This is a genomic window from Methylophilus sp. 'Pure River' (assembly GCF_046765995.1).
Taxonomy (GTDB): Bacteria; Pseudomonadota; Gammaproteobacteria; order Burkholderiales; family Methylophilaceae; genus Methylophilus.
Map to the genome: position 1 here is coordinate 76,649 of NZ_JBKOUE010000005.1, position 26,294 is coordinate 102,942.

General features: G+C 50.2%; 20 protein-coding genes. 4 read left to right on the forward strand and 16 right to left on the reverse strand.

The genetic code is table 11. The features are described 5' to 3' along the window. Window positions 1-58: 58 nt before the first annotated feature. The 3 genes from hxlB to tal form a co-directional block, all read right to left on the reverse strand. A complete protein-coding gene (hxlB, locus tag ACIDE9_RS07180) occupies window positions 59-595 on the reverse strand; it encodes a 6-phospho-3-hexuloisomerase (RefSeq protein WP_019882223.1) in 537 nt (178 codons plus the stop codon). Window positions 596-697: 102 nt separating this feature from the next. Beyond that, window positions 698-1,330, reverse strand: a complete 633-nt coding sequence (gene hxlA, locus ACIDE9_RS07185; protein ID WP_019882222.1) for a 3-hexulose-6-phosphate synthase — start codon at window positions 1,328-1,330, stop codon at window positions 698-700. 175 nt (window positions 1,331-1,505) lie between these two features. Continuing rightward, window positions 1,506-2,459 (reverse strand): transaldolase, encoded by a 954-nt coding sequence (gene tal, locus ACIDE9_RS07190; RefSeq protein WP_194753529.1) that lies wholly within the window; start codon window positions 2,457-2,459, stop codon window positions 1,506-1,508. 274 nt (window positions 2,460-2,733) lie between these two features. Between tal and ACIDE9_RS07195 the strand changes: the two genes are divergently transcribed. After that, the gene (locus ACIDE9_RS07195; RefSeq protein WP_411993814.1) at window positions 2,734-3,885 is read left to right on the forward strand and encodes an aromatic ring-hydroxylating oxygenase subunit alpha; all 1,152 of its coding nucleotides are present in this window, start codon (window positions 2,734-2,736) and stop codon (window positions 3,883-3,885) included. Window positions 3,886-3,896: 11 nt separating this feature from the next. Continuing rightward, a complete protein-coding gene (locus ACIDE9_RS07200; protein WP_411993816.1) occupies window positions 3,897-4,796 on the forward strand; it encodes a DMT family transporter in 900 nt (299 codons plus the stop codon). Between the two features lie 64 nt (window positions 4,797-4,860). Here ACIDE9_RS07200 and ACIDE9_RS07205 read toward each other — a convergent pair whose 3' ends face one another. The 5 genes from ACIDE9_RS07205 to typA form a co-directional block, all read right to left on the reverse strand. Next, window positions 4,861-5,481 (reverse strand): response regulator transcription factor, encoded by a 621-nt coding sequence (locus tag ACIDE9_RS07205; RefSeq protein ID WP_024930047.1) that lies wholly within the window; start codon window positions 5,479-5,481, stop codon window positions 4,861-4,863. Between the two features lie 30 nt (window positions 5,482-5,511). After that, window positions 5,512-6,813, reverse strand: coding sequence for an ATP-binding protein (locus ACIDE9_RS07210; RefSeq protein WP_411994047.1), 1,302 nt, complete (start codon window positions 6,811-6,813; stop codon window positions 5,512-5,514). Between the two features lie 117 nt (window positions 6,814-6,930). Next, window positions 6,931-7,746, reverse strand: a complete 816-nt coding sequence (locus ACIDE9_RS07215; RefSeq protein ID WP_411993818.1) for a polyphosphate kinase 2 family protein — start codon at window positions 7,744-7,746, stop codon at window positions 6,931-6,933. Between the two features lie 153 nt (window positions 7,747-7,899). Further along, window positions 7,900-8,157, reverse strand: coding sequence for a hypothetical protein (locus ACIDE9_RS07220; RefSeq protein ID WP_194753526.1), 258 nt, complete (start codon window positions 8,155-8,157; stop codon window positions 7,900-7,902). A gap of 236 nt (window positions 8,158-8,393) precedes the next feature. After that, window positions 8,394-10,199, reverse strand: coding sequence for a translational GTPase TypA (typA, locus tag ACIDE9_RS07225; RefSeq protein WP_411993820.1), 1,806 nt, complete (start codon window positions 10,197-10,199; stop codon window positions 8,394-8,396). 388 nt (window positions 10,200-10,587) lie between these two features. On the opposite strand from typA, the gene ACIDE9_RS07230 reads away from it, so the two are divergent. Together ACIDE9_RS07230 and ACIDE9_RS07235 are read left to right on the forward strand one after the other, a co-directional pair. Further along, window positions 10,588-12,156 carry a DEAD/DEAH box helicase gene (locus ACIDE9_RS07230; protein WP_411993822.1) on the forward strand — a complete coding sequence of 523 codons (1,569 nt, stop codon included), beginning with the start codon at window positions 10,588-10,590 and terminating at the stop codon, window positions 12,154-12,156. A gap of 9 nt (window positions 12,157-12,165) precedes the next feature. After that, window positions 12,166-13,602 carry a DEAD/DEAH box helicase gene (locus ACIDE9_RS07235; RefSeq protein ID WP_411993823.1) on the forward strand — a complete coding sequence of 479 codons (1,437 nt, stop codon included), beginning with the start codon at window positions 12,166-12,168 and terminating at the stop codon, window positions 13,600-13,602. A gap of 62 nt (window positions 13,603-13,664) precedes the next feature. Here ACIDE9_RS07235 and ACIDE9_RS07240 read toward each other — a convergent pair whose 3' ends face one another. The 8 genes from ACIDE9_RS07240 to dnaE all read right to left on the reverse strand — a co-directional run bounded on the left by ACIDE9_RS07240 (window position 13,665) and on the right by dnaE (window position 26,239). Beyond that, window positions 13,665-14,090: a group II truncated hemoglobin gene (locus ACIDE9_RS07240; protein WP_194753522.1), complete on the reverse strand. Its 426-nt coding sequence runs from the start codon at window positions 14,088-14,090 to the stop codon at window positions 13,665-13,667. Window positions 14,091-14,095: 5 nt separating this feature from the next. Continuing rightward, a complete protein-coding gene (purT, locus tag ACIDE9_RS07245) occupies window positions 14,096-15,292 on the reverse strand; it encodes a formate-dependent phosphoribosylglycinamide formyltransferase (RefSeq protein ID WP_411993826.1) in 1,197 nt (398 codons plus the stop codon). A gap of 152 nt (window positions 15,293-15,444) precedes the next feature. Then, on the reverse strand, window positions 15,445-15,876 hold the full coding sequence (locus ACIDE9_RS07250) for a PEP-CTERM sorting domain-containing protein (protein ID WP_411993827.1): 432 nt from the start codon (window positions 15,874-15,876) through the stop codon (window positions 15,445-15,447). 282 nt (window positions 15,877-16,158) lie between these two features. Continuing rightward, window positions 16,159-17,577: a sigma-54-dependent transcriptional regulator gene (locus tag ACIDE9_RS07255; RefSeq protein WP_411993829.1), complete on the reverse strand. Its 1,419-nt coding sequence runs from the start codon at window positions 17,575-17,577 to the stop codon at window positions 16,159-16,161. Between the two features lie 23 nt (window positions 17,578-17,600). Continuing rightward, the gene (locus ACIDE9_RS07260) at window positions 17,601-20,069 is read right to left on the reverse strand and encodes a TonB-dependent receptor (protein ID WP_411993831.1); all 2,469 of its coding nucleotides are present in this window, start codon (window positions 20,067-20,069) and stop codon (window positions 17,601-17,603) included. A 210-nt stretch (window positions 20,070-20,279) separates the two neighbouring features. Further along, complete coding sequence (gene tilS, locus ACIDE9_RS07265) at window positions 20,280-21,728, reverse strand: tRNA lysidine(34) synthetase TilS (protein ID WP_411993833.1); 1,449 nt, start codon at window positions 21,726-21,728, stop codon at window positions 20,280-20,282. 1 nt (window position 21,729) lies between these two features. Continuing rightward, window positions 21,730-22,725, reverse strand: coding sequence for an acetyl-CoA carboxylase carboxyltransferase subunit alpha (locus tag ACIDE9_RS07270; protein ID WP_411993835.1), 996 nt, complete (start codon window positions 22,723-22,725; stop codon window positions 21,730-21,732). 34 nt (window positions 22,726-22,759) lie between these two features. Beyond that, window positions 22,760-26,239, reverse strand: a complete 3,480-nt coding sequence (dnaE, locus tag ACIDE9_RS07275) for a DNA polymerase III subunit alpha (RefSeq protein WP_411993837.1) — start codon at window positions 26,237-26,239, stop codon at window positions 22,760-22,762. Window positions 26,240-26,294 lie beyond the last annotated feature (55 nt).

Here is a 26,294-nt window from a genome sequence, read left to right on the forward strand (position 1 = left end):
GGCCTGATGGCCGGTTTTTTGACAGCAAAGCTTCGTGAGAAACTTATGCCGCTGACACTTACTCCAGGTTTGCGTGCAATGCGCGCATGCCTTCTTCTGTCAGGCCTTTAGCGTGGATCAATTCAGAAATGGCGCCTTCCAGGAATACCAGGGTAGACAATTCAAATTGACCGCCCATAGGCATGCCCTTAACCAATGGGAAGCTGTCATCTTGACCGACTTGAACAACCAGGTCAGCCACATCAGCCATGGCTGAAGTTTTCTTCATAGAAATAACCACCAGTTTGGCGCCCACTTCTTTGGCTTTCTTCACGAATGGCAACAAGGTTGCTGTACCGCCAGAACCTGAAACCAGGATCAGCAGATCACCTTTTTTGATCGCTGGTGTCACCACTTCGCCGATCATATAAACGCTGTAGCCAGAGTGTACCAAACGCATAGCAAAGAAGCGTGATACCAACAGTGAGCGACCTGCGCCACCGATAAATGTTGAACCAGCCTCTTCAACCAGTTTCAGCAATTCAGCCGCTTTTGACTTGTCAGTCACGTCCAGAATACGCTTTAAGTTGTCCAGAATAAATTGTTGATGATCCATGTTTTGTCCTGTATTCAAAAAGTTTAATAAAAAACCCGACTCATTGCTGGGTCGGGTTTTTTGTCTCGCTGATCAATAATTACTTATTGATACTTAACTGAATTAAGCGTGAGCGATAGCAGTGATTTCTGCAGCAGCAGCAGCTGGGTCAGCAGCGCCGTAGATAGCAGCACCAGCAACGATGATAGTCGCGCCAGCGTCACGTACTTGACCTGCAGTAGCGGCTTTAACACCACCAGCAACAGAGATCTCAACGCCCAGGTTCAAACCAGCAACAGCAGCCAGGTCAGCAAAAGGAGTTTGACCAGCAGCTTGTTGGTCCAAACCAGTGTGGATACCGATGATGTGAGCACCAGCAGCAGCAACTTCTTTAGTTTTAGCAACTTTGTCTTCAACGCTGATCAGGTCAACTTGAGCTTTTTTGCCGTATTTGTTAGCAGCTTTGATTACGCCTTTGATTGTACCGATGTCGGATACGCCCAAAACTACGCAGATGTCAGCACCGGCTTTGTAGAATGGCTCAGACTCGTACTCGCCTGCATCCATAGTTTTCAGGTCAACCAGGATCTTGTTGTTTGGGAACTTAGCGCGCAAAGTTTCCAGCAATTTGATACCGTTGTGCTTGATGCATGGTGTACCGATTTCCAGAATGTCAACGTGTGGAGCAACTTTTTCTGCCAAAGCGATAGTTGCGTCGAAATCCAATGAGTCTAATGCCATTTGAGTTAATGCCATGTTTTTCTCCAAAAATTAAAATTTAAATGCTATTGCTAGCGTACTACCAATTCAAGCTGGTCGCTCATAGTAAGCTGGCAGCCAAAATAAGTCAATGTTGCAGGCCAATTTGTGCCTGACTAAAAGTGAAGAACTGGCAGGTCCTGCCAGTTCTTTCTATCATCTCACAGAGATATTACAGTTTTGCGGCTAAAGCAGCTTCCAGTTTGTTCTGGTCAGCCACGAACCCACGGATACCTTCAGCCAATTTCTCAGTCGCCATTGGATCCTGGTTCAGTTCAAAACGGAACTCTTCTTCTGTCAATTTAGCTGGCACTTCTTTAGTTTTGCCGCCATCTTTCAACACTTGCACCAAAGTACCTTCAGTCGCAGCCAGGTCTTGCAGCAAGTTTGGTGAAACGGTCAAACGGTCGCAACCAGCCAGGGCGATCAGCTCGCCAGTGTTACGGAAAGAAGCACCCATCACAACAGTTTTGTAACCGTGCTCTTTGTAATATTGGTAGATCGCGCGTACGGAAACCACACCTGGGTCTGTTTCTTGTGTGTACTCAGTACCCGGGTTTTTCGCTTTGTACCAATCCAGGATACGGCCAACGAATGGAGAAATCAGGAATACGCCAGCTTCAGCACAAGCACGTGCCTGACCGAAACCGAATAAAAGCGTCAAGTTACACTGGATGCCTTCTTTTTCCAGAATCTCACCGGCTTTAATACCTTCCCAGGTAGAAGCCAGTTTGATCAGAACGCGGTCTTTGCTGATGCCAGACTCTTGGTACAGGCTGATCAGTTTACGGCCTTTAGCGACCATCGCGTCGATATTGAAAGACAGACGTGCATCCACTTCTGTAGAAATACGGCCTGGAACCACTTTAGTGATTTCAGCGCCAATCAACACAGCCAGCTTGTCAGCTGCGTTTTCAATTTGTTGCTCTTTAGAACCGCCCTGTGTTTTTGCGTAAGCAATGGCAGTGTCAATCAATGGTGCGTATTCTGGGATTTGGCTAGCCTTCAATACCAGAGATGGGTTTGTGGTTGCGTCCACAGGTTTAACACTTTTGATTGCTTCAACGTCACCAGTGTCAGCCACGATGGTTGTGATTGCTTTCAACTGATCTAATAAATTTGCCATGCGATTGCTCCTATAAATTGCAATAATCGTTTACGTATAGTTATACATAGAAACCTTCAACATTATAACTGAATTTATTCGAGTTAGTTAAGCGTCCTTTGCACATTGCCGCGTGCCCACTGCGGGCATCCAGCCGTCAGCGGGTGCGGTTTTATTGATTAAAATCAAACAATTGCTGCCAACCAACCAGCTACTTTTGCCTGTTTTGACTTTTCAATACCCCCCTTTTCGGGCACAATTCACCTTTTTTGCAAGTGATTAATCAGTTAGGCATATGGGTTCTGTCACCTCTTTAAATAAAGAACAAAACCAGACTCGCTTCGCACAACTCCCTGTTGACTGGTATCTGCATCCGGATGTGTATGCGCTGGAGCAAACACATTTGTTCTCCCTGCTGCCGCAATATCTTGGGCATGAGCGCATGGTCCCCAACCCGGGCGACTATCGCGCCCTGGACTGGATGCACAATGCCACCGCATTGGTAAACCAACATGGCCAGCCACAACTGATCAGCAACATTTGCCGCCACCGCCAAGCGGTGATGCTCAATGGCCAAGGCAACACGCAACACATCGTCTGCCCGTTGCACCGCTGGACCTATGATTTAAACGGCCAGTTGCTGGGCGCCCCGCATTTTGAACAAAACCCTTGCCTGCACTTGGAGAGACAATCCCTGACTGCATGGCAAGGCCTGCTGTTTAAAGGCAGTGACACGGCATCCAAACAAAAAGGCCTGGATATCGCCCAACTGCTCAAGCAACTGGGCTGCAAGCAGGATTTTGACTTTACCGGCTATCACTTTGAGTCAGCGATTGTTGACCACTACGATTTCAACTGGAAGACCTTTATCGAAGTCTATCTGGAAGACTACCATGTCGGCCCGTTCCATCCCGGCCTCAACCAGTTTGTTGACTGCGGCGAATTGAATTGGGAGTTTGGTGAGCATTACAGCGTGCAAACGGTTGGTTACAAACCGCTGCCGGATTACAGCCTGTCACCCATCTATAAGCAATGGCAGCAGGCCGTCACCGATTACCAGCAAGGCACACCACCCAAGTATGGCGCCATCTGGTTCGTGCTTTACCCGTTCCTCATGATTGAGTGGTATCCCAACGTGTTGGTGGTTTCACACATTATCCCAACCGGTATTGAGTCTTGCCAGAATGTGGTCGAGTTTTACTACCCGGAGGATATCGCCTTGTTTGAGCAGGCATACATTCAAGCGCAACAGGCGGCCTACTTTGAAACTGCCGTTGAAGACAAAGAGATTTGCCAGCGCATGCATGATGGCCGTAAAGGCTTGTTTATGCTGGGTAAAGATGAACGCGGCCCTTACCAGCACCCGATGGAAACCGGCCTCGAGCATTTTCATCGCTGGTATCGCCAACAGATGGAGCCACATCTGCCTGACCATCTGCAGCGCTAGGCCAGCTCCTTTTGCGTAAATACCGCAACGCCGTTTTACGACATCCCAAACACTGGCAGCTGGGTAGCTACTGGATGCTGCTGGCCGGCCTGGGATTTGCCATCATGGGCGCGTTTGTGAAGGCAGGTGCAGCGCGTTTCACGACCAGCGAGCTGGTATTTTACCGCTCAGCCTTTGGCTTCCTGATGATTGCCGCCCTGGTCTGCTGGCAAGGCAAACCGCTAAAAACCCCATTATTGGCCATGCAAATGCGCCGCGCTGGCGTAGGCTTCACCGCCCTGCTGCTATTTTTCTACGCCATTGCCCATTTGCCTTTAGCCACCGCCATTACCCTCAATTACACCTCCCCCATGTTTTTAGCCCTGCTTTCGCCCTGGCTATTACGCGGAGAACATCCGCTTGGCCGCCAGCAACGGCAAACACTCAATCTATGTGTGGTTGGCGGCTTTGTCGGCGTCTGCCTGCTATTGCAACCAGCCTTTCATAGTAACCAGCTGCTGGCTGGCGGCATTGGCTTGTTATCGGGTATAGGCGCGGCCTTTGCCTATGTACACGTCAAACAGCTAGGCATCGCAGGCGAGCCAGACTGGCGCACCGTCTTCTATTTCACCCTGGTATGTACCATCGCCAGTGGTGGCTGGATGTTGATAGACCATGTGACAACATTGCAATGGCAAGACCTACCACTGCTATGCGGACTAGGCGTATCAGCCACCTTAAGCCAACTGGCGTTAACGCGTGCCTACCGCACTGGCAACACCCTGACAGTCGCCAGCCTGGCTTACAGCACTGTCGTCTTTGCCACGCTAATAGGCGTACTTGTGTGGGACGAAACCTTAAGTGCGCATGAAATCATTGGCATGCTACTCATCGTGGCCTTTGGTATCCTCAGCTCCAGAAGTTCAAGATAATTGCCTGATTGCAATAAAAAAGCCATTCCTTGCAAGAATGGCTTTTTTACTTGATCTTGGCAGCTTAAGGTTCAAGCAAACCACAGCGCATGGCAATCAGCGCAATCTCTGCCGAGTTTTGCGCATTGAGCTTTTGCTTGATATTGTACAAATGCGTGCCTACCGTGCGTGGGCTCAGGAACAAGGTTTCAGCAATCTCGTTGGTAGATTTGCCGCGTGCCAATGACATAAACACCTCAAACTCACGCTCACTGAGCACATCCACCGGATTTTGCTCACCGGACAATTGCTGAATCGCCATTTGCTGGGCCACGCTGGCTTCGATGTATTTTTTGCCTTGCGCCACGCTGCGGATGGCTTTAATCAGCTCCTCAGCCGCGCTACGCTTGGTGACATAGCCCATGGCACCCGCGTTGAGCACGCGTTTGGGATGCACGGAATCCTCATGGGCAGACAACACCAGGATACGCGCATGATTGTCTTTGGCCAGAATGCGCTCTATCGCCTCCATGCCACCAATCCCCGGCATGGTAATGTCCATCACCACCACTTGCGGGTGATGCTCAACATAGGCCTTGATGGCCGCCTCACCACTCTCTGCTTCAGCAATCACCTTGATTTCCTGGTCTGACTCGAGCAGCATTTTAAAGCCCATCCTGACCACTGCATGGTCATCTACCAGCATCACACTTATCACGCTTGTTTCTCCCTCTTTTTAAGCTGCCTGTATAGGCAACCGAATATCCAAGGTGGTTCCACGGCCTGCTTCAGGCTGCGACACCACTTTAAATTGTCCATGCAAGGCCTGCACACGCTCGCGCATGCCCAGCAGGCCAAAATGACGGCTCTGGTCTACGGTATCCAGCCGCATGCCGACGCCATCATCACAAATCATCAGGCGCAAACCGTCGGCATCTGTGAGCAGATGGACATTGATGCATTGCGCATGCGCGTGTTTAATTGCGTTATTCACCGCTTCCTGCACAATACGGTAAATATTGATGTTCACATTTTCACCCATCGGCTGGAACTGCCCCGCCAAATGCAGCTGGATTTGTAGTTCAGGATGCTGCGCTTGGTAGCCAGACACCATGTCACGCAGCGTTTCCACCAGGCCCATATTATCCATGGCGGCCGGACGCAACTGGCGAATGATGTTATGCATGCCGTCGTAAATATGATTGGCGGCAGCGACAATGGTTTGTGCATTGGCCGCAATATCCGGCGTACTTTCTTTGGTTTTATTCACAATTGCCACGGCAAAGGTTTTGATCGCTGTCACGTATTGCCCTAGCTCATCATGCAGCTCGCGCGCCAGGCTGCGCCGTTCATCTTCGATATGCTGCTGGATCAATTGTGTCAGCTGGCGATTTTGCTCCAGTTGCCGTTCGGCATCCAGCGACAGGGCCATCTGGTTCAAGCTCTTGCCGATCTTATCAAACTCAGGCAGCGAAAAGCGTTCCAGGCGCGTGGTTAAGTCACCTTGTTCAATGCGGTTGATCGCATGCAAGATATGCCTGACCGGGCGCAAAGCGTGGCTCAGCAAGCCATAGACCAGCAAATTAAGCAGCACAAAAAAGCCGATGCCCATGGTCATTAATTGCAGAAACCCTGACCACGCCTCGCGGATAGAACCTTCTGCGCTGGAGCTGATAATCAGCGTGCCATAACGCACCCGTCGCGTCACTGTTTCCACTTGTGGTGCCACCAGTTTGACAAACCATTGCGGCGGATTGATCTCGGACTTGAAGGTGGAGGTCGGTGACAGGTACAAGGGGTTATTGGAGTAATCGTACAACTCGATGCGGCTACTGCGCACATAGCCCAGCGAGCGCAAAAAATCTTGCAGCACATAATGCGTTGGACCCAGACTGGGGTTCATGGCCGAGCTGACAATCACTGTATCCAGCAATTGCACCGTGACGCGTGTCGCCGCCTCCACGCGTTCACGGATACTGTCTTTGGTATCTCTCACCAGGACAATACCAGCAGCGATCAAAAAGACCAGCGACAGCATGGTGACCAACAAGTTGAGTCGAAAGCGTAAGCTCATTTTTTAACCATGATTGAATTCAGCGTTATTAAACTGTAATCAGTCCGTATTTACACAGCGTAAAATCATTAAATTACAACTTTAATCCTGAATAGTGAGCTTATCCCATTCTTTGGGCTTGGCGGGATACGCTAACGGCAACTGGTTCAATGCCTCCAGCAAAATCTGGGAAACCAATAAATTACGGTTGGTTTTAGAATCAGCCGGAATCACATACCAAGGTGCGTATTTGGTGGACGTCTCTTTCAGCGACAGTTCATAAGCGTCCATATAGCGATCCCATAAGGCGCGCTCATCCAGATCATTGGGATTAAATTTCCAATGCTTGGTGGGATCATCCAGACGCTCTTGCAAACGCTCCTTTTGCTCATCTTTGGAGATATGCAGAAAGCATTTAATAATGGTGGTGCCAGTCTCGCTGAGCATGCGCTCGAAGTCATTGATTTGCTGGTAACGGCGCGTGCACTCTGCATCATCTATCCAGTCATGCACTTTCACAATCAACACATCTTCATAATGGCTGCGGTTAAAAATAACCAATTCGCCTTTAGTCGGCACCTGGTGATGCACGCGCCATAAATAGTCATGCGCCAACTCATCGGCACTGGGGGCCTTAAAACTGGCCAGACGAATACCTAAAGGATCGCAGGCACTAAACACATGCTTGACCGTGCCATCTTTACCGCTGGTATCCATGCCCTGCAAAATCAGCAACACCTTATGCTTGCCTTCGGCATGCAAAATATCCTGCCTGAGATTAATTTGGTGGGTTAACTCAGCCAGCAAACTAGCATCTTTTTCTTTATCGCCAGTGCGGGCGGACTTATCGTCTGCTTTGAATTGCTTTAAGGAAAACTTTTTCGGGTTAACGCGATATTGCTCGATGAAAGCGCTCATAAGTAAGGTCTGCTGGTTGCTTGCTGCAAGTGTATCGCAGTTAATTTGCAAATACCAAGATGCATCACCTACGCGAATAATAACCACCAAGGGCGCGGGCGTAAAAAAACAGCCCCTGACGAGGCTGTTATTAGGGGAGATTTTCGTGGTTAATTATTGATTACGGCCAAACAGCAATCCAAACACGCCACCGGACAATACGCCAGAAAGCGCAGAAACCACTGCTGGGCCTGATGGACCATTTAACACTTGCCCCAGGGTTGTTGCGACACCACCGATGCCACCCACCGCTGCGATCAGCACATTGCCAGCAGCCACGGTTTCTTCAGGCATGCCAAAAAAACCAATGCCCGCACCAAAACCACCAGATACAACATCGACTTCGACGACGTTTAACTCATGCATTGCCATTTCATTTCTCCTTCATTGATATTAAAAATGATTTTTTCACGGCGTTAACTGACACAGGCCAATGGACTATTTAAATGGACCATCAAAAAGTTAACTTTAGTTATTTTATATGTTAATTATATCAATTATTAACATATGTGAGAATAAAATAACAACAAAAATTAACAAATTATTGAAGGATGTTTCAGGCAATAAAAAAGCCAGCAGAAGCTGGCTTTTTTACTTATCAACAAAGACTATTTACCCGCACGTTTACGCTCGTGCTCCAACAGGAAGCGCTTACGCAGGCGAATTGTCTTCGGCGTGATTTCAACCAACTCGTCGTCATCAATAAACTCAACAGCAGATTCCAGGCTTAAGGACACAGGTGGAATCAAACGCACCGCTTCGTCTGTACCGGAAGCGCGCACGTTGGTCAGCTGCTTACCCTTAATCGGGTTAACCACCAGGTCATTGTCACGGCTATGGATACCGATAATCATGCCTTCGTATAAACGGTCACCCGGGCTGGAGAACATCTTGCCACGGTCTTGCAGTTTCCATAAGGCATAAGCCACCGCCTCGCCTTGCTCAGCGGAGATCAGCACACCGTTACGACGGCCAGGCATATCGGCTTTCACAGGCGCATATTCATCAAAAATATGTGCCATCAGGCCTGTACCACGGGTCAACGTCAAGAACTCACCCTGGAAACCAATCAGGCCACGGGCTGGAATACGATATTCCAAGCGAGTACGGCCATTACCGTCAGACTCCATATTACTCATTTCACCACGGCGGCGACCCAGCTCCTCCATCACCGCACCCTGGTTTTCGTCTTCCAGGTCCACAGTCAGGATTTCATATGGCTCACATTTTTCGCCATTGATTTCTCTGAATACTACGCGTGGTTTACCTACGGCAATTTCAAAACCTTCGCGGCGCATGTTTTCCAGTAAGATCGTCAGGTGCAATTCACCACGACCTGAAACGCGGAATACGTCAGTGTCTTCAGTATCTTCAACACGCAACGCCACGTTGACCAATAATTCTTTCGTTAAACGGTCACGGATCTGACGTGAAGTAATGAATTTACCTTCAGTACCCGCCAATGGTGAAGTGTTGACCATAAAGTCCATGGTCAGCGTTGGCTCATCCACGCCCAGATGCGGCAGACCCACTGGTTTGTCACGATCACAGATCGTAAAACCGATACCGATTTCTTCGATACCGGAAATAATCACAATGTCACCTGCTTCAGCTTCTTCTACCGGCACGCGCTCCAGGCCTTTAAAACCCAGTACCTGGTTAATACGGCCTTGTGCTACTTGTTCATCCTCGCGCATCACGGCGACGACCTGGCCAGGTTTGATACGGCCATTGGTCACACGGCCAACGCCCAGGCGACCAGTATATGTAGAATAATCCAGGGCAGAAATTTGTAGTTGCAATGGCGCTTCGCTATCGCCTTTCGGTGGCTCAACATGGCTTAAGATCGTGTCAAACAAGGCACGCATGTTGTCTGAAGGTTTGCTCATGTCCAAGGTGGCAAAGCCATTTAAGGCTGAGGCATACACCACCGGAAAATCCAGTTGCTCATCGGTAGCACCCAGGTTGGCGAACAAATCAAACGTATGGTTAATCACCCAATCAGGACGTGCACTTGGACGGTCCACCTTGTTAATCACCACAATTGGCTTCAAGCCCAGGGCCAGTGCTTTTTTGGTCACAAAACGCGTTTGTGGCATCGGGCCATCCACGGCATCAACCAACAACAACACACCATCCACCATACCTAATACGCGCTCTACCTCGCCACCGAAGTCGGCGTGGCCCGGTGTGTCGACGATATTGATATGCGTGCCTTCATAGGTTAAGGCCGTGTTTTTAGCCAGAATCGTAATGCCGCGTTCTTTTTCCAGATCGTTGCTATCCATCACACGCTCAGTCACCGCTTGGTGTGAGGCAAAAGTACCTGACTGTTGAAGTAGCTTGTCAACCATGGTTGTTTTACCGTGGTCAACGTGGGCGATAATTGCGATATTTCTAAGGTTGCGTGCCATGTGAACTGCCATCTGTTTGGAAAGGGCGCGATTTTATCACAAATCAACTTAAATATTTGACTTTTAAAATAAAGTTGCTATACTGCGAGCAACTTTAAAACACGGCTGGTACTAGACCCGCCACATTTGTTTTAAATTCATTGCCCTGACCTGTCGATAACTCGCGAAATTTTGAGGTTATCATCTTTAGATGAAGTCTTGATGACACCATCTTCTTTTATCGGTTAGTGGCCATGCCCAAGCGCCGGTAAAAGCATCCAATCTTACAATGTTGCTTTGGCTTAGTTGATATTGCACCACTCGCATTCTTGAGTGTCACGCTGCTTCATTAGCTTTGCTTTATTGCTTTACTTGCGCCCTTTTTAATTGTTGATGAAAGGGACATTCCTTGTCTTTTGCAGATTTAAATCTCGACCCCTCCATTTTGCGCGCATTGACCGACGCAGGCTATGAAAACCCAACACCTATTCAGGCGCAATCCATTCCTGAAGCTTTGCAAGGCCGTGACATCATGGCCTCTGCCCAAACCGGCACTGGTAAAACCGCTGCCTTTACCCTACCAGCATTAAACCTGCTGGCAACACAACACCCTGTTCGCAGCCGCGGCCCACGTATCCTGGTGCTGACACCGACACGCGAACTGGCAGCTCAGGTAAATGATGCTGCACGTAAATACGGTAAATTCTTGCGCGCACGTTGCATCAGCATCGTCGGTGGCATGCCTTACCCATTGCAAAACAAACTGCTGTCACAACCACTGGACATCCTGGTGGCAACCCCAGGCCGTTTTATTGACCACCTGGAACGCGGCCGTATTGATTTGAGCCGTTTGCAAATGCTGGTACTGGACGAAGCTGACCGCATGCTGGACATGGGCTTTATGCCAGATGTTGAGCGTATTTGTGAAGCATTGCCTGCCGAGCGCCAAACCTTGCTGTTCTCAGCAACACTGGATGGCATTATGGATATCGGCAAACGTTTCTTGCGCGACCCACTGACAATTCAGGTGGCTGGCCAGAAAGAAAGACACGCCAACATCGAGCAACGCTTGCACTTTGTGGATGACATGAACCACAAAAACAAACTGCTGGAACATTTGCTGATTGCACCAGATGTCAACCAAACCATTATTTTCACCAGCACCAAGCGTCACGCTGACCTGCTGGCTGAAGACTTGTATGCCGCGGGTCACAGCACAGCAGCCCTGCATGGTGACATGACGCAAGGTGCACGTAACCGCACTTTAACCAAACTGCGTCATGGCGACGTGAAAGTATTGGTGGCAACCGATGTTGCCGCACGTGGTATAGACGTACAAGGCATTTCACACGTGATTAACTACGACCTCCCAAAATTTGCAGAAGACTATGTACACCGTATTGGCCGTACCGGCCGTGCCAACAACACTGGCGTAGCGATTTCATTTGCCTCTAACGCTGATCGTCACCTGTTGCGCAAAATTGAGCAATACACCGGCCAAAAGCTGCAAGCTGAAGTGATTGCAGGCTTTGAGCCAAAACGTGCTGCACGCATGGATGATGGCGCTGATGGCAAACGTGGTGGCCGACGCAATGGCAAGCCACAAGGCAAAGGCGGTTTCCGCCGTGACGACAGACCAGGCCAGAACAAATCATTTGGCGAGCGCGCTGCCCGTGAAGGAAGCCGTGATGCCGGTCAACGTGAAGCGTTTGGTAACAAACCACGTGCGCCACGCCAGACTGAGCAAAAACAGGACAAAGAAGTTAACGGTAACAGCAAGCATTACAACAAAGATACCGACTTCCAGTTTGCACGCGCATTGGCTGACGAGTTCGGTCAACGCCGCCCACGTCCGGCAGGCAACAACCAGGAGCGTTTTGGCAATCCTAACGGCAACCGTGGCAACAACAAACCACGTCCGGCAGGCAAGTCATTTGGCGACAACGGTGGTGCCAAACGCCCACGTTCATTTGCCTAAGACTCGCCTATGTCTGAGCAAACCACAGTAGATTTTCGTGCGCTCGGCCTGGCCGAGCCGCTGTTAAAAGCGATTGATGAGTCTGGTTACACGACACCTACCCCGATTCAGGCGCAGGCCATCCCTTTGGCCTTGCAGCGCATGGACCTGATGGCGGGTGCGCAAACCGGGACAGGTAAAACAGCAGCGTTTTCCTTGCCTATTTTGCACACCTTGTTGCCACTCTCAAGCACCAGCACCTCACCAGCCAAGCACCCTATCCGGGCCTTGGTATTGGCGCCTACGCGTGAACTGGCGATACAGGTCTATGACAACATCAAAACCTACGCCAAGCACACCGCGTTGCGTAGCCTGGTGGTGTATGGTGGCGTGGATATCAAAACCCAAACGCCGCACCTGAAAGCGGGTGTAGAAATTTTGGTCGCTACGCCCGGCCGTTTACTGGATCATGTCGAGCAAAAAACCCTGTCTCTGAGCCAGGTGCAGTTTCTGGTGCTGGACGAGGCCGATCGTATGCTGGACATGGGCTTTATGCCAGACCTGAAACGCATTCTGGCACTGTTGCCTAAACAGCGTCAGAACCTGATGTTTTCAGCGACTTTTTCTGATGAAATCAAAAAACTGGCCGATGCCTTTTTGAACAACCCGACCTTGATCGAAGTGGCGCGCAGCAATGCCACCAATGATAATGTCGAGCAAAAAGCCTATCTGGTGAATAGCGACCAGAAGCAGCGCTTTCTGGTGCAGCTACTCAAGCAATACGCTAACCAGCAAGTAATTGTGTTCACCAAAACCAAGCTCTCTGCCAGCAAGCTGGCGCGTGCGCTGGAACGTGACCAGATTCCATGTAGCGCCATTCACGGTGACAAATCACAGAAGGAACGTATTGAAGCACTCGATGCGTTTAAAGCAGGCACCATTCACGCCCTGGTTGCCACAGATGTAGCGGCACGTGGGCTGGATATCAGTGACTTGCCACTGGTGATTAACTATGAAATCTCGACTGCACCGGAAGACTATGTGCACCGGATTGGCCGTACCGGCCGCGCAGGTGCTAAAGGCATTGCGATCTCACTCATCGACGAAGATGAAACCAAATACTTCGACGACATCGAGAAGTTGATTAAAAAGCAGATTCCAAAAGAAAAAGCTGCGATCAACACGAGTAGTAGCAGACCTCGCCCGTCAAAAGCCACAAGCGCAGAAGATGGCTGGTTCCAGCAACCTTACCAGCCTTCGACAGCCGCAGCAGCACCCAAACAAGTGCCAGCCAAGCCATCTAGCGCCAAGCGCAAAGTGGTTGCAGCCTTGTTAGGTGGTTTTGGTTTTAAAGCCACGCCGCAAACGCGCAACCAGGCCAAGCGCAGTGCAGGTAAGCCACGCCAGAAAGCCCAGGGCAATGAACTTGTCCAAGCTGAGGTCGTAGAAACCATCAACACGCTTTAAGACAGGCAACAGCCATAAAAAAGCCCCGTTTGCACGGGGCTTTTTCTTTATTGCATCCAGGGCTAACCTTCACGATTTCGCATAAAATCTGCTACGCCGTAAAGCTGATTGGCAATATGCTTCATCAGCGACTCTTCAAACTGCAAGGTATGCATGGCTTTAATCATGCAATACATCCATTGGTCACGCGCCGACTCGTCAATCGGGAATGGCATATGACGTGCCCGCAAACGCGGATGGCCGTAGCGCTCAATATATAACTGCGGCCCGCCAGTCCAGCCCATTAAAAACATAAACAGTTTTTCCCGGGCTTCAGTTAAATCCGGCTGATGAATAGCACGTAAAGCCGCCGCTTTCGGATCGGTATCCATGGTGTCGTAAAAGGTTTCGACCAGATTGCGTATGGTCTCTGCGCCCTTTTCTGCTCCGCCCAGCCATTCAAATAGCGATTGCTTGGCCGCGTTAGGCTCTTGAATCTCCACTGCCATGCTGCTTAACCCGCCGCTTTTGGCGTCACCAGCGCTGCCGCCTGCTTGGCAAATTCGCGTGCAGTTTCGGTATTCTCTGCCGTCGCCAATGCAACGCCCATGCGACGACGCACAAACGACTCTGGCTTGCCAAACAAGCGGATCTCGCTATTAGGCACAGACATGGCGGCTTCCAGGCCATGATACTCGAGTGCCTGCGCATCTGCACCACCATAAATCACGGCACTGGCGCCTGCTTCACGTTGCGCCACATCCACCGGCAAACCAAGAATGGCACGTGCATGCAATTCAAACTCGTTCAGGCGCTGTGTACACATGGTGACCATGCCGGTGTCGTGTGGACGCGGACTCACTTCGGAGAACCAGACTTGCTCGCCTTTCACAAACAACTCAACTCCAAACAGGCCCTGGCCGCCCAAAGCATCTGTCACCTTTTTGGCAATGTCTTGTGCGTTTTTTAATGCCTGCGGAAGCATGGCCTGTGGTTGCCAACTTTCTACATAGTCACCCTGCTTCTGCACATGGCCAATCGGCGCACAGAAGTGTGTTTCAATCTGGCCGGATGCATTCTTGGCACGCACCGTTAGCAGGGTAATTTCATAATCAAAATCAATCTGGCCTTCGACAATCACCACACCCTGATTAACGCGGCCGCCGCTGGCAGCATATTCCCAGGCCGTTTTGACTTCAGATGCTTGCGTAATACGTGACTGGCCTTTGCCTGACGAAGACATGGTAGGTTTGATAAAGCAAGGATAGCCAATGCCACCATCAATCGCTACTTGCAATTCAGCCTCAGAGCGGGCAAACGCATAAGGGGATGTTGGCAAACTTAATTCTTCGGCCGCCAGTCGACGGATACCTTCACGGTTCATCGTCAGCTGCACTGCACGCACGGTAGGCACGACTGTCACACCAGTGGCTTCAATCTCAGCCAGTGCCTCGGTATTCAAGGCCTCGATTTCCGGCACGATGTAATGTGGCTTGACCTGATTGACCAAGGCTTTCAACGCCGTGGCATCTGTCATATCAATCGCGTAAGCATGATGCGCCACCTGGTGGCCAGGCGCATGTTCGTAGCGATCCACCGCAATGACTTCCACCCCCAAACGCTGCAAGGCAATAATCACCTCTTTACCAAGCTCACCACTGCCTAACAACATGACTTTGGTCGCATTTGCGCTCAACGGGGTACCAATCATTTTCAGCTCCACTGTAAAAGTGCAATGATACCATGCGCCCTTTCGCTGGCGCCTGATTGCGGTTGATTTATGTCAGCAAACACCTCGCTGGCAAAAGCCCGGCCAATAACAAAAAACCTCGCCAGAGCGAGGTTTTAAATGGTCAAGCGCTGTTAACGTGACTTGCGTCTTGCTAACAGGCCGATGGCTGCCAAACCGGCAAACATCATGGCGGCATTTTCAGGCTCGGGTACAGTCGTCACATTGACTGCAATCTGGCCAGCGTTATCGCCAAAATTTGAATCCCAGTAATACAGCTTCAACACGCCACTTTCGGCCGCAACACCACTATAACTGGTGCCTAATGCGATATACGTATTACCGATGCGACCTACCAACTGGCCGAAGTTGGCTGTAAAACCATCCATGGTCACCGGTCCGTAGTTAATCCCGATCAAAGTACCTACCGATTGACCAGAGTCATCCGTCGCCGTGGCATACAAATCGCCATTCAAGCCATCTGCCGTGGAAAATCTGGGTAATGCGCCAGCACTCCACAAATCATCGACACTCACGGAAATATTGAACGCATCCCCTGCATTCAAGGTAATCGTATCCAGGCCATTGCCAACGCCCTGGGCAATGCTGTTATTCTAAGCGTCCACATTGTAGGTCGCCGCAAATGCCTGATGACTTACTGTTAATGCGAGTAACATTGCACTACACAATCGACTGACTGACATACCCCGCTCCTCATCAAAATATTATAGAAATGTCTGATGACGTTATGCTCAATCCTGAGCGTTGTCAATAGCCCATCAAAACCGGGATATGACAACTAAGTCTTTGAGACAAATAGGGATTCTATGATGAAGGTTAATGCACGCTTATACCGAGATACCATGCTTGTCCATGCGGTAGCGCATGGTCATGCGGGTAATCCCCAGCAGACGTGCCGCTTTGGAAACGTTATTGCGGGACTGCTCCAGCGCGTTCAGCAGCATGGCTTTTTCAGCACCATCTAATGTAACCTGCGCTTCACCTTGCATAGAAGATGTATTGGCGTTGACTGCAGCCAGTTGCGGCAAGCCCAGGTCGTGTTCTGAAATCATGGCCTGCGTGCACATCAACACTGCCCGGCTAATTTGGTGACGCATTTCACGTACATTACCAGGCCAGTGGTAGCCTTGTATGGCCATCAGTGCCGCCACGCTAAACTCATGGTGTGGCAACGCATAACGCTTTTCCGTCATCTGCCTGAAGTAATTGGCCAATAACAGCACATCTTGGCCACGGTCACGCAGCGGTGGCATCTGCATGGTGATGACATTTAAACGGTAATACAGGTCCGAGCGGAAGCGCCCTTCGCTGGACATTTGGTATAAGTCACGATTAGTCGCCGCAATAATACGGGCCTGCACCGGGCGCTCTTTGGTCGAGCCTAGGCGCCGTACCATTCTGCGCTCCAGCACATTCAGCAACTTGGCTTGCAATCCTAGTGGCAGTTCTCCAATCTCATCCAGAAACAAAGTGCCATCTTCGGCAGACTCAATCAAGCCCGGACGAGAAGCCACGGCATTGGTAAACGCGCCCTTCTCATGGCCAAACAACTCGCTTTCAATCAGCTCGGCAGGCAATGAAGCACAATCGACATGCACAAACGGTTTGTCATGATTGGCACAACTGGCGTGCAAATAGCGCGCGACTACATCTTTCCCGGTACCTGTTTCACCGGTGATCAGCACCGTAGGTTGCACAGCATCGCTGAGCGAGCTCAACTGAGCGATACGGGTAATTTGCTGCCGCACGCTTTGCATGGCGGCACTTTCACCGATCAACTGCACAGATTCATTGACAATAGTATCTCGCTGCCTGGAGTAGTCGAGGCTGGTTTGCAAATCGGTGGTTTTCTCATTTTTTTGGATAATGAGCAGTAATTCTTCAAGGTCGATAGGCTTTTTCAAGTAGTCTATCGCACCCATTTTGATCGCATTGACCGCATCAGTCACATCGCCAAAAGCGGTCATGACGATGGTATTGATATTCTTGGCGACAAAGTCGGATAACAAATCCAGACCATTGCCATCGGGCAGGCGCATATCCAGTAGCGCCATATCCGGTTCAAATTGTTTCACCAGTAACCTGGCGTCATGCAAAGACTCTGCGTGCTCACACTCAAACCCGGCTTTTTGCAGGCGTTTAACCACCGCCTTGGCAAACAGCACCTCGTCTTCTACCAACAAGATTTTTTTCTTGAAGGGTAAAAAAACCGATTTATCCGTGGATGATGAAATTTGTGAAAGCACGCGTCGTCCTTAATGATTGTTATTTAGTCACGGTCGTAACTGGCTAATGATGGCTTGGCACCGAACTCGTAACGGAAGCCCAACCATGCAGCTCGTGGCGCTCCAGGCAATAAGCTCAGCACTTTACTTTCACTGCCAAATGTACCGGATGCATCAAACAGAGATTCAGCCAAACGGCCAGCAATATAGTAGTCCTTGTCAAAAATATTGGTTGCTTTAGCAAACAATTTCCAGCCATTGCCGAAATTATATTGCGTGTCCAAATTAACAATGAAATAGCCACTCAACTTGCCGCGACCAGTTGCACAATCATCTCCGCCATTACAGTCCGCAGAATTACTCTGATGCCCATTATTCTCATTACCATACACAAACTGATTAGAATAGCCGACAACGTTTGCACCAACATTCCAACTTGGTGTCATCGCATATTGACCACGCAACTTTAATTGATGTTGTGGGATGGCAGGAATACGATCTCCAGAACGGGCTGTATATACCCCGTCTGAATTAACGCCTGTAGCGTTTGAGCCATTCACAAACTCCACGTCGTTGTCATAAGTCGCATGCACAAAGCTGTAAGACGCACTCCACTTGAAGCTTTCAATCACGCCATTTAAACCAAGATCAAGCCCTTGCCGTTTAGTTCTGCCAACGTTTTTAAAGTATCCAGCGCCGGTTTGAGTATTCGCTGCGGTGAACTGAATATCATCATGGTTCATGGCATGATAAACGCCAGCGTTCCAGAATACGTTGTCTGTCAATTGGCCACGACCACCGAACTCATAAGTTTTCGCAACAACCTGATTCAATGGTGGATCATCTGCCAGCGCAGCTGGCAACAAGCATGGAGAAGCTGGGTTGGAACAACCCAGTTCAATTGCTGTTGGAGCGCGGCTCGACTCACTGTATGACGCGTACATAGTGAGTTGTTTAATCGGTGTATAGGTCATACCAATAGTCGGATTTAAACGGGTATAACTATCGCGCGCAGTCAAACTATTGAAACCGTTAGCGGCAGATGGGCTGCCACGCAATGTATCGACGTTATCCACGCGAGTGAAGTTCCAGCTAGCACCTGCGTTCAAATGCCAAAACTCATTTAATGACAAAGTATCGTTAGCAAACAAACGCGCGGTATATTGCTTGCCGGTTAAACCAACTGTCTGGCGTTTACCTAATGCGCCATCCCCTTCCAATACAGGTGCTCTAGTTGGGTCAAAAACCGTATCGCTGCCAGTAGTGCCGTTAATATCACCATCGTCAATCGATTCGCTATCAGAAGATAGATTAATTTGCTCGCTTTGTTTAAAGCGAATCAAGCTGTAATCATAGCCTGCACCAATCACAAACTGATTTTCTTTACCAAGAAAGTCTTGGTTAAAGGTTGCTTGGCCTGTAGCGCCATAGGTATTTTGACTCGTATGAGTTCTGTTAGAAACAGATCCAATCACCTCGCAATCATCTGCTGCTTGCGTACAGGTAATGCCTGGATACCCATCCAAGGTACTCACACCACCGACATCCTCAAAACTACCCTCATAGCCATCGCCATTGACTGTTCTACGATTGGATTTCTTGTAATAAACATTACCTGACAACATGGTGTCGTTACTAAGCCAATGACTACCGTTCAAAGCCAAAAAGTGTGAGTAATTATTGGTTGCATCAGGTCTTGTATGAATCTGATCATTATCACCACTGAGCAAAAACTGCGGAGTTAAGCCATTACCTATTAGTCGGTTATCAGCTCCAATATAAGTCAGCTCCAGCTTGGATGTTTCACTTTGCCAGCCAGTCTTGGCAAATAACTGATTCACATGTGACGGCGAGTATTTTCGCCACCCATCCTCAGAGATATGCTGGTAACCGATCATGTAGTCAACAGAGCCATCCTTTGAAACGCCGCCGAATTCAACCAAGCCACGCTTACGCCCCCAAGAACCCATTTCAGCCTCTACCGCCAAACCTTGGTGATCACGGCCATTTTTGGTTTGAATTGCAATAGCGCCGCCAAGTGTGTTCAAACCATACAGAGGATTTGAACCTGGCACCAACTGCATGTCACCAATAGCGAAATTGGGAATCTTGTCCCAAGAGGTCACATCCCCAAAAGGCTCATTTACACGCACCCCATCTATGTAAGTAGAAAGGCCTTGTGGATTACCTAGCAAGGAAGACGCAGAATACCCTCTGAAATTAATTTCAGGCTGCCAAGGATTGCCACCCAACTCAGTTACCGTTACCCCCTGCATGTTGTTATTCATGTAGTCAGCAATTGATACACCAGTTTGGTTATTAATAGCAGCCGGATTAGCCATCTGAATGTTGGCAGGCACTTTATGCAGTGGTACACCAATCCCTTTTAAAGGCGTTGTACTATAAACCTCTACTTTATCTAGGTTCAATGAGTCAGCCTTGGCAATCATCGCCTGTGCTGCATAGGCAGACACAATCGCTAGTAGCAATGGCTTGATAGTATTTTTATTCATAACGAATGATCCTTTTTCCCGAGAATACTTTTATTGAATCACTTTTAATTAAAAGTACTTCTTAAGAGCAATAACTGTTCCGGTTATGCCATGCAAAAAAAGATCATTGTAATCAATAGAGTACAAACTTAATGGTGGATATAAACCATAAATATGGTTTATTACAGCCAATTTTATGGTTTATATTGGTTTATTACAACCAAATTTAAATTAGAGGGGATGCAGGAAGACTTCAAGACCGTAAGCATTGCGGCCAGGGCGCCAGGCTTCATCGACTGCGAGCGCAGCTAAAGCCACCAGCGTTTGTGAGGCGGTAGGTTGAGTCGTGGCGACTTGAACCACAGGATAAAAAGCACGCTGCCAGGGTGGAATCCCCAGCATTTGAAAAATCACTTTTAATTCACGTCTGGGACGTTTGGCATCGGGCTGCAATACCTCACCGCCCATCCTGGGCGTAATCAACAATGACAAGCCATCAGGCAACGGAATCGGTTGACCATAACGTTTGTTCAGGGTAATGGCCGCAGGCGAAATGCCTAGCCTGGCCAGGGCGATACCACGCCCCTTACTGACTTTGAACTGCACTTGCCAGTCACCCCAGGTCTGCATTTGATGACCTTGCCAGACTAATGGCGTTTGCGGCAATGCGGCTGGTTTGGCAACGCAGTAAAGGCGCTGCTGATAATGATGCAGATAAGCGCGGTGGTCTGCCGCCTGCCCTTGCAATGGCAAATGCAGATAGCGGTGCGGCTTCACCGAGGAGAGCTGTTTCCAGTAATCCTGTAATTGTTCGGTATTTGGCATGCGCAATTGACGCTGCTGGAACCAGAAGCGCAACAGGTTTTTTGCGCGCACGTCGCCCAGCGAGTGCAGGTGCGGGATAGCAATTGACTGCCCTAACCACTCCTCCCGCACATCGCATTGAATCAAGTCCTGCTGCGCTAGTGTGTCCAGTAAAAGCTGGGCATCAGCAAGATGGCTGGCACTACGTAGCAAAGCACTATCCAGTTGCGGATAACGCTCGCGCAACACCGGCATGGCCTTCTGGCGCATGAAGTTGCGGTCATAACTGATGTCAGTATTGCTCTCGTCCTCTACCCACTTTAATTGCTGGGTAGTGGCATATTGCAGCAACTCAGCCTTAGGCACCGCCAATAATGGCCTGAGCAGGTAACGCTCCGCATCCCAATGACCCATGGCACTCAGGCCTTTTACCCCTGCACCACGCACTAGCTGCAGCAATAATGTTTCGGCCTGATCCTGCATGTGATGTGCCGTGACGATGGCATCCGCGACCAATTGCTGGCGCACTCGTTCTAATGCCTGGTAACGCGCATCGCGTGCGGCGGCTTCAACGCCCAGGCCGCTTTGCAAATCAACATGCACTTTTTCACTATAAAAAGGGATGTTGTGCTCACCGCAAAGCTGTTCACACATTTGCAACCAGGCGTCAGCATGCGGGCTGAGGCCATGGTGCACGTGCATGGCAGACAAGGTAAATGAGTGCGAGGAGGACAGCTGAGACAAGGTGTGCAACAGCACAATAGAATCCACGCCACCGCTGAGTGCGACCAGCAGATGTGGTGGCTGAGCATGCGGCACGCCCTCTCCAGCCAGAAAGGTCTTGATGACGTTTTCTAACTGGGAGAGAAAAGACATACTATTTTTCACTGCCAGCTTTGAACTTACCGTAGCTCATCAGGCGCTGATAGCGTGATTCTAATAATTGCGGCACTTTTTTGGCTTGCAAGGTTTTAAGTTGCTGGGCGATGGCCTGGCCAATACGCTCCATCACCTCTTCGTAGTTACGGTGTGCGCCACCCAATGGCTCGCTGATAATGTTATCCACCAGCCCCAGTGACTTGAGGCGGTCTGCCGTAATACCCAAGGTTTCTGCTGCATCAGGCGCCCTGCTCGCACTCTTCCACAAAATAGAAGCACAACCTTCAGGCGAAATAACAGAGTAAGTCGAATATTGCAGCATGTTCAAATGATCCACCACGCCCAATGCCAGCGCGCCGCCTGAACCACCCTCGCCGATCACTACACCGATAATCGGGGTTTTCAGCTCGGCCATCACATACAGGTTACGCGCAATCGCTTCCGATTGGCCACGCTCTTCTGCACCAATCCCAGGATAAGCCCCTGGCGTATCGATAAAGGTAATAATTGGCAGATGGAATTTTTCAGCCAGACGGAATAAGCGCAAGGCTTTACGGTAACCTTCAGGGCGCGGCATGCCAAAGTTGCGGTATTGACGCTCTTTGATATCGCGGCCTTTTTGATGGCCCATGACCATCACTGGGATGCCTTTGAAACGCGCGATACCGCCGACAATTGCCGGGTCATCCGCAAATGCACGGTCACCGTGCAACTCTTGGAAGTCGGTAAACAAGGCATTGATGTAATCAATGGTGTAAGGGCGTTGCGGATGACGCGCCACCTGGGAAATTTGCCAGGCACTCAGGTTTTGATAAGTATCTTGCAGCAGCTTAGTATTTTTCTTTTGCAGCAAGTCCAGCTCTTTGGAAATATCCAGCGAGTCATGTTCATCGTGTGAAACTTGCAAAGCTTCAATACGCTTTTCGAGAGCCGCAATCGGCTGCTCGAAATCGAGATAAGTCAGTTTACTAGGCGTGAGACGTTTTGCACTCATAATGAATTCCAGTGTGAATTCTTAGAAAAAAAGTTCAGGCATTATAAAGGATTTTGACGTTTTCTTTTGACAACCAGCCCTGCAAATTCTGCAACAGGTCGTCATGCAGGACGACTTGCCAGTCATCGCCCAACATCAGGCTCACTTGAGCCGATTGATTATGATAGTCCACCTTGATCGGGCAACGCTTTTGCTCCTCGCCCGCATAACGGTAAGGCGTCAGCACATTCATCAACCGTTGCACATCAGAACTGCCATTGCAACTCAGCGTGAGCATTTGCGCAAAGCGGTTGCGCACCGCCGCCAGGTCATAGAGCTTTCTGGCACTGACACGAATGCCACCTGAGAACTCGTCATTACTGATACGGCCTTCCACGACCAGCAATTGGTCGTCTTTAATCCACTGCGCATGCTGTGTCAGCAATTCAGCGCCGACCACAACATCCACGCGCCCGACGGCGTCATCCAGTGTCACAATCGCCATCTTGCCACGCTGGGTCATGCGCACACGTACGCCCATCACCACACCCGCCAGCAATTTAGGCTGCTCTTGTGGCGCCAGTTCGCTGAGATTACCTTTAATAAACGGTCCCAACTGCGGCTTATAGCTCAAATACGGGTGGCCACTCAGGTAAAAACCAAGTGCCACTTTCTCCTCGACCAATGCTTGTTCCGGGCTCCACGGCGCAATACCAGGCAAGGCATGGGTGGTTTCAACCACGCCGCCAAACAGGCAGTCCTGCCCGGCGTGCGCGGCACTCTGCTCGGCGACACTAATCGCCATATCCAGCCCGGCCAGCAAGGCCGCGCGGTTTTGCTCGAGCTTATCAAACGCCCCGGCACGGATCAGTGATTCAATCACGCGGCGGTTCACCTTGCGCAAGTCCAGACGCTGGCAAAAATCAAAGATATCCTTAAACGGCCCTTGCGCCTGGCGCGACGCCATGATCAGCTCAATCGCGGCCAGCCCCGTGCCTTTAATCGCCCCCAGCCCATATAGCACCTGCTGCGCACTTAGCGGCTTAAACTGGTAGATACTGGCATTCACATCCGGCGGCAATACCTCGACATGATTGGCGCCGCAATCATCGAAAAACGTATGCACGTTATCGGTGTTGTTCATGTCGGCGGACATGGTTGCCGCCAGGAACGCCGCTGGATAATGCGCCTTCAGGTAAGCCGTGTGATAGGCCACTAGGGCATACGCTGCCGCGTGTGACTTGTTAAAGCCATAACCCGCAAACTTCTCCAGCAAGTCAAACAAATCGTTAGACTGCTGCAACGTTAAGCCATTTTTCTGCGCGCCTTCGTTGAAAATTTCGCGCTGCTGCACCATTTCCTCAGGCTTCTTCTTACCCATCGCACGCCGCAACAAGTCAGCGCCGCCCAGGCTATATCCGGCTACCACCTGCGCGATCTGCATCACCTGCTCCTGATACACAGCAATCCCGTAGGTTTCTTTCAGGATAGACTCGGTGGAGGCATGCGGATATTCCACGCGCTGCGTACCGTGTTTACGACGGCAGAAGTCAGGAATCAGGTCCATCGGGCCCGGGCGATACAAAGCCACCAGGGCAATAATATCTTCAAACAAGTCCGGCTTGGCCTGCTTGAGCATGTCCTTCATGCCGCGCGATTCCAGCTGGAACACTGCCGTGGTATTAGCTGTTTTCAGCAGGTGGTAACTACGTTTATCATCCAGCGGAATGGTTTCAAAACTCAGCGGCGGCAATTCTTCCTGCGCGCGCTGGGCATTGGCATTTTCCAGCGCCATATTGAGGATGGTCAGTGTACGTAGGCCCAAGAAGTCGAACTTGACCAAGCCCACGGCTTCCACGTCGTCTTTATCGTACTGGCTGACCAGGCTTTCACCATTAGGCTGGCAATACACTGGCGAAAAGTCAGAAATCTTGCCTGGGGCAATCAATACACCACCAGCGTGCATACCAATGTTACGTACCAAGCCTTCCAGACGTAGCGCTAAAGAAAGTAATTCTGCGACCTCTTCTTCTTTTTCACGGCGCTCCTGGAGTTGCGGCTCTTTTTCCAGCGCGCCTTCCAAGGTGATGCCTAACTCCATGGGGATGAGCTTGGCAATGCCATCCACGAAGTTAAACGGTAAATCCAGCACACGGCCGACGTCACGGATCACCGCCTTCGCGGCCATGGTACCGAAGGTGGCGATCTGTGACACCGATGCCAAGCCATATTTATGCTTGACGTAATCGATGACGCGATCTCGCCCATCCATACAGAAGTCAATATCGAAGTCGGGCATGGAAACCCGCTCAGGGTTGAGGAACCGCTCAAACAGCAAGTTATATTTGAGCGGATCCAGGTCGGTAATCCCAAGGCTGTAAGCCACCAACGAGCCCGCACCAGACCCCCGGCCCGGGCCGACCGGCACGCCGTTATTTTTGGCCCAGTTAATAAAGTCCGCCACGATCAGGAAGTAGCCCGGGAACCCCATTTGCACAATGATGTTGCACTCGAACTGCAAACGATCTTCATATTCCTGACGTTTGGCTTCGCGCTGTTGCTCGTCTGGATATAAATAGGCCAGGCGATGTTCCAAGCCAAGTTTCGACTGGTCAACAAGGTATTGGTCCAGGCTTTCACCGTTTGGCGTTGGGAAGTCGGGCAGGTAGTTTTTGCCTAAGGTCAGCGTCAGGTTGCAGCGTTTAGCGATCTCTACCGAGTTCTGTAAGGCCAGCGGCATATCGGCAAACAGGGCCTGCATCTCCGCCTGCGTTTTCACATATTGTGTGGCGACAAACTTGCGGGGACGGCGGTTATCCGCCAGCACGTAGCCTTCTGCAATGCAGGTGCGGGCCTCATGCGCCATAAAATCGTCTGGCGTCTGGAACTGCACCGGATGCGTAGCGACCACGGGTAAATCAAGCTGCTGCGCGACTAATACGGTTTGCTGTATCAGCTGTTCCTGCGCATAAGCTTCAGGCGTGCCAGCTTCATGCACACGTTGCACTTCGAGATAATAGCGGCCAGCAAATACCTGCGCCCATTGCTGCGCATATTGCAAGGCGAGCGCCTGATTGCCAGCCTGCAAAGCCTGGCCAACATCACCTGCTGCGAAACCTGAAAGCACTAACAATCCGGCATTCTTTTCCAGCAGCCACTCGGCTTTTATCTCTGCCCGTTCACGGTACTGGTTTTCGAGATAAGCACTGGATAACAACTCACACAGATGCCGATAGCCTTGCTGGTTCTGCACCAGTAACAGCAAGCGATGCGGTTGATCACGCTGTACCGTATTTTCGATCCAGACATCGCAACCCAGCAGCGGTTTCAGGCCCTTACCACGGGCAGCCTTATAGAATTTGACCGCCCCAAACAGATTGGCAAGGTCGGTGAGCGCGATGGCAGGCATTGCATCGTTTTTGGCGGCTTTGACATAGTCGTCAATACGCACTGTGCCGTCCACAATGGAATACTCACTGTGACAGCGCAGATGAATAAATGCTGGTTGAATGGTGGGAATTTCAGACGCTTCCATGGCTTTATTTTAACCGCCAACCTGCTTTTTTGTACCTATAACGCGTGCAAATAAT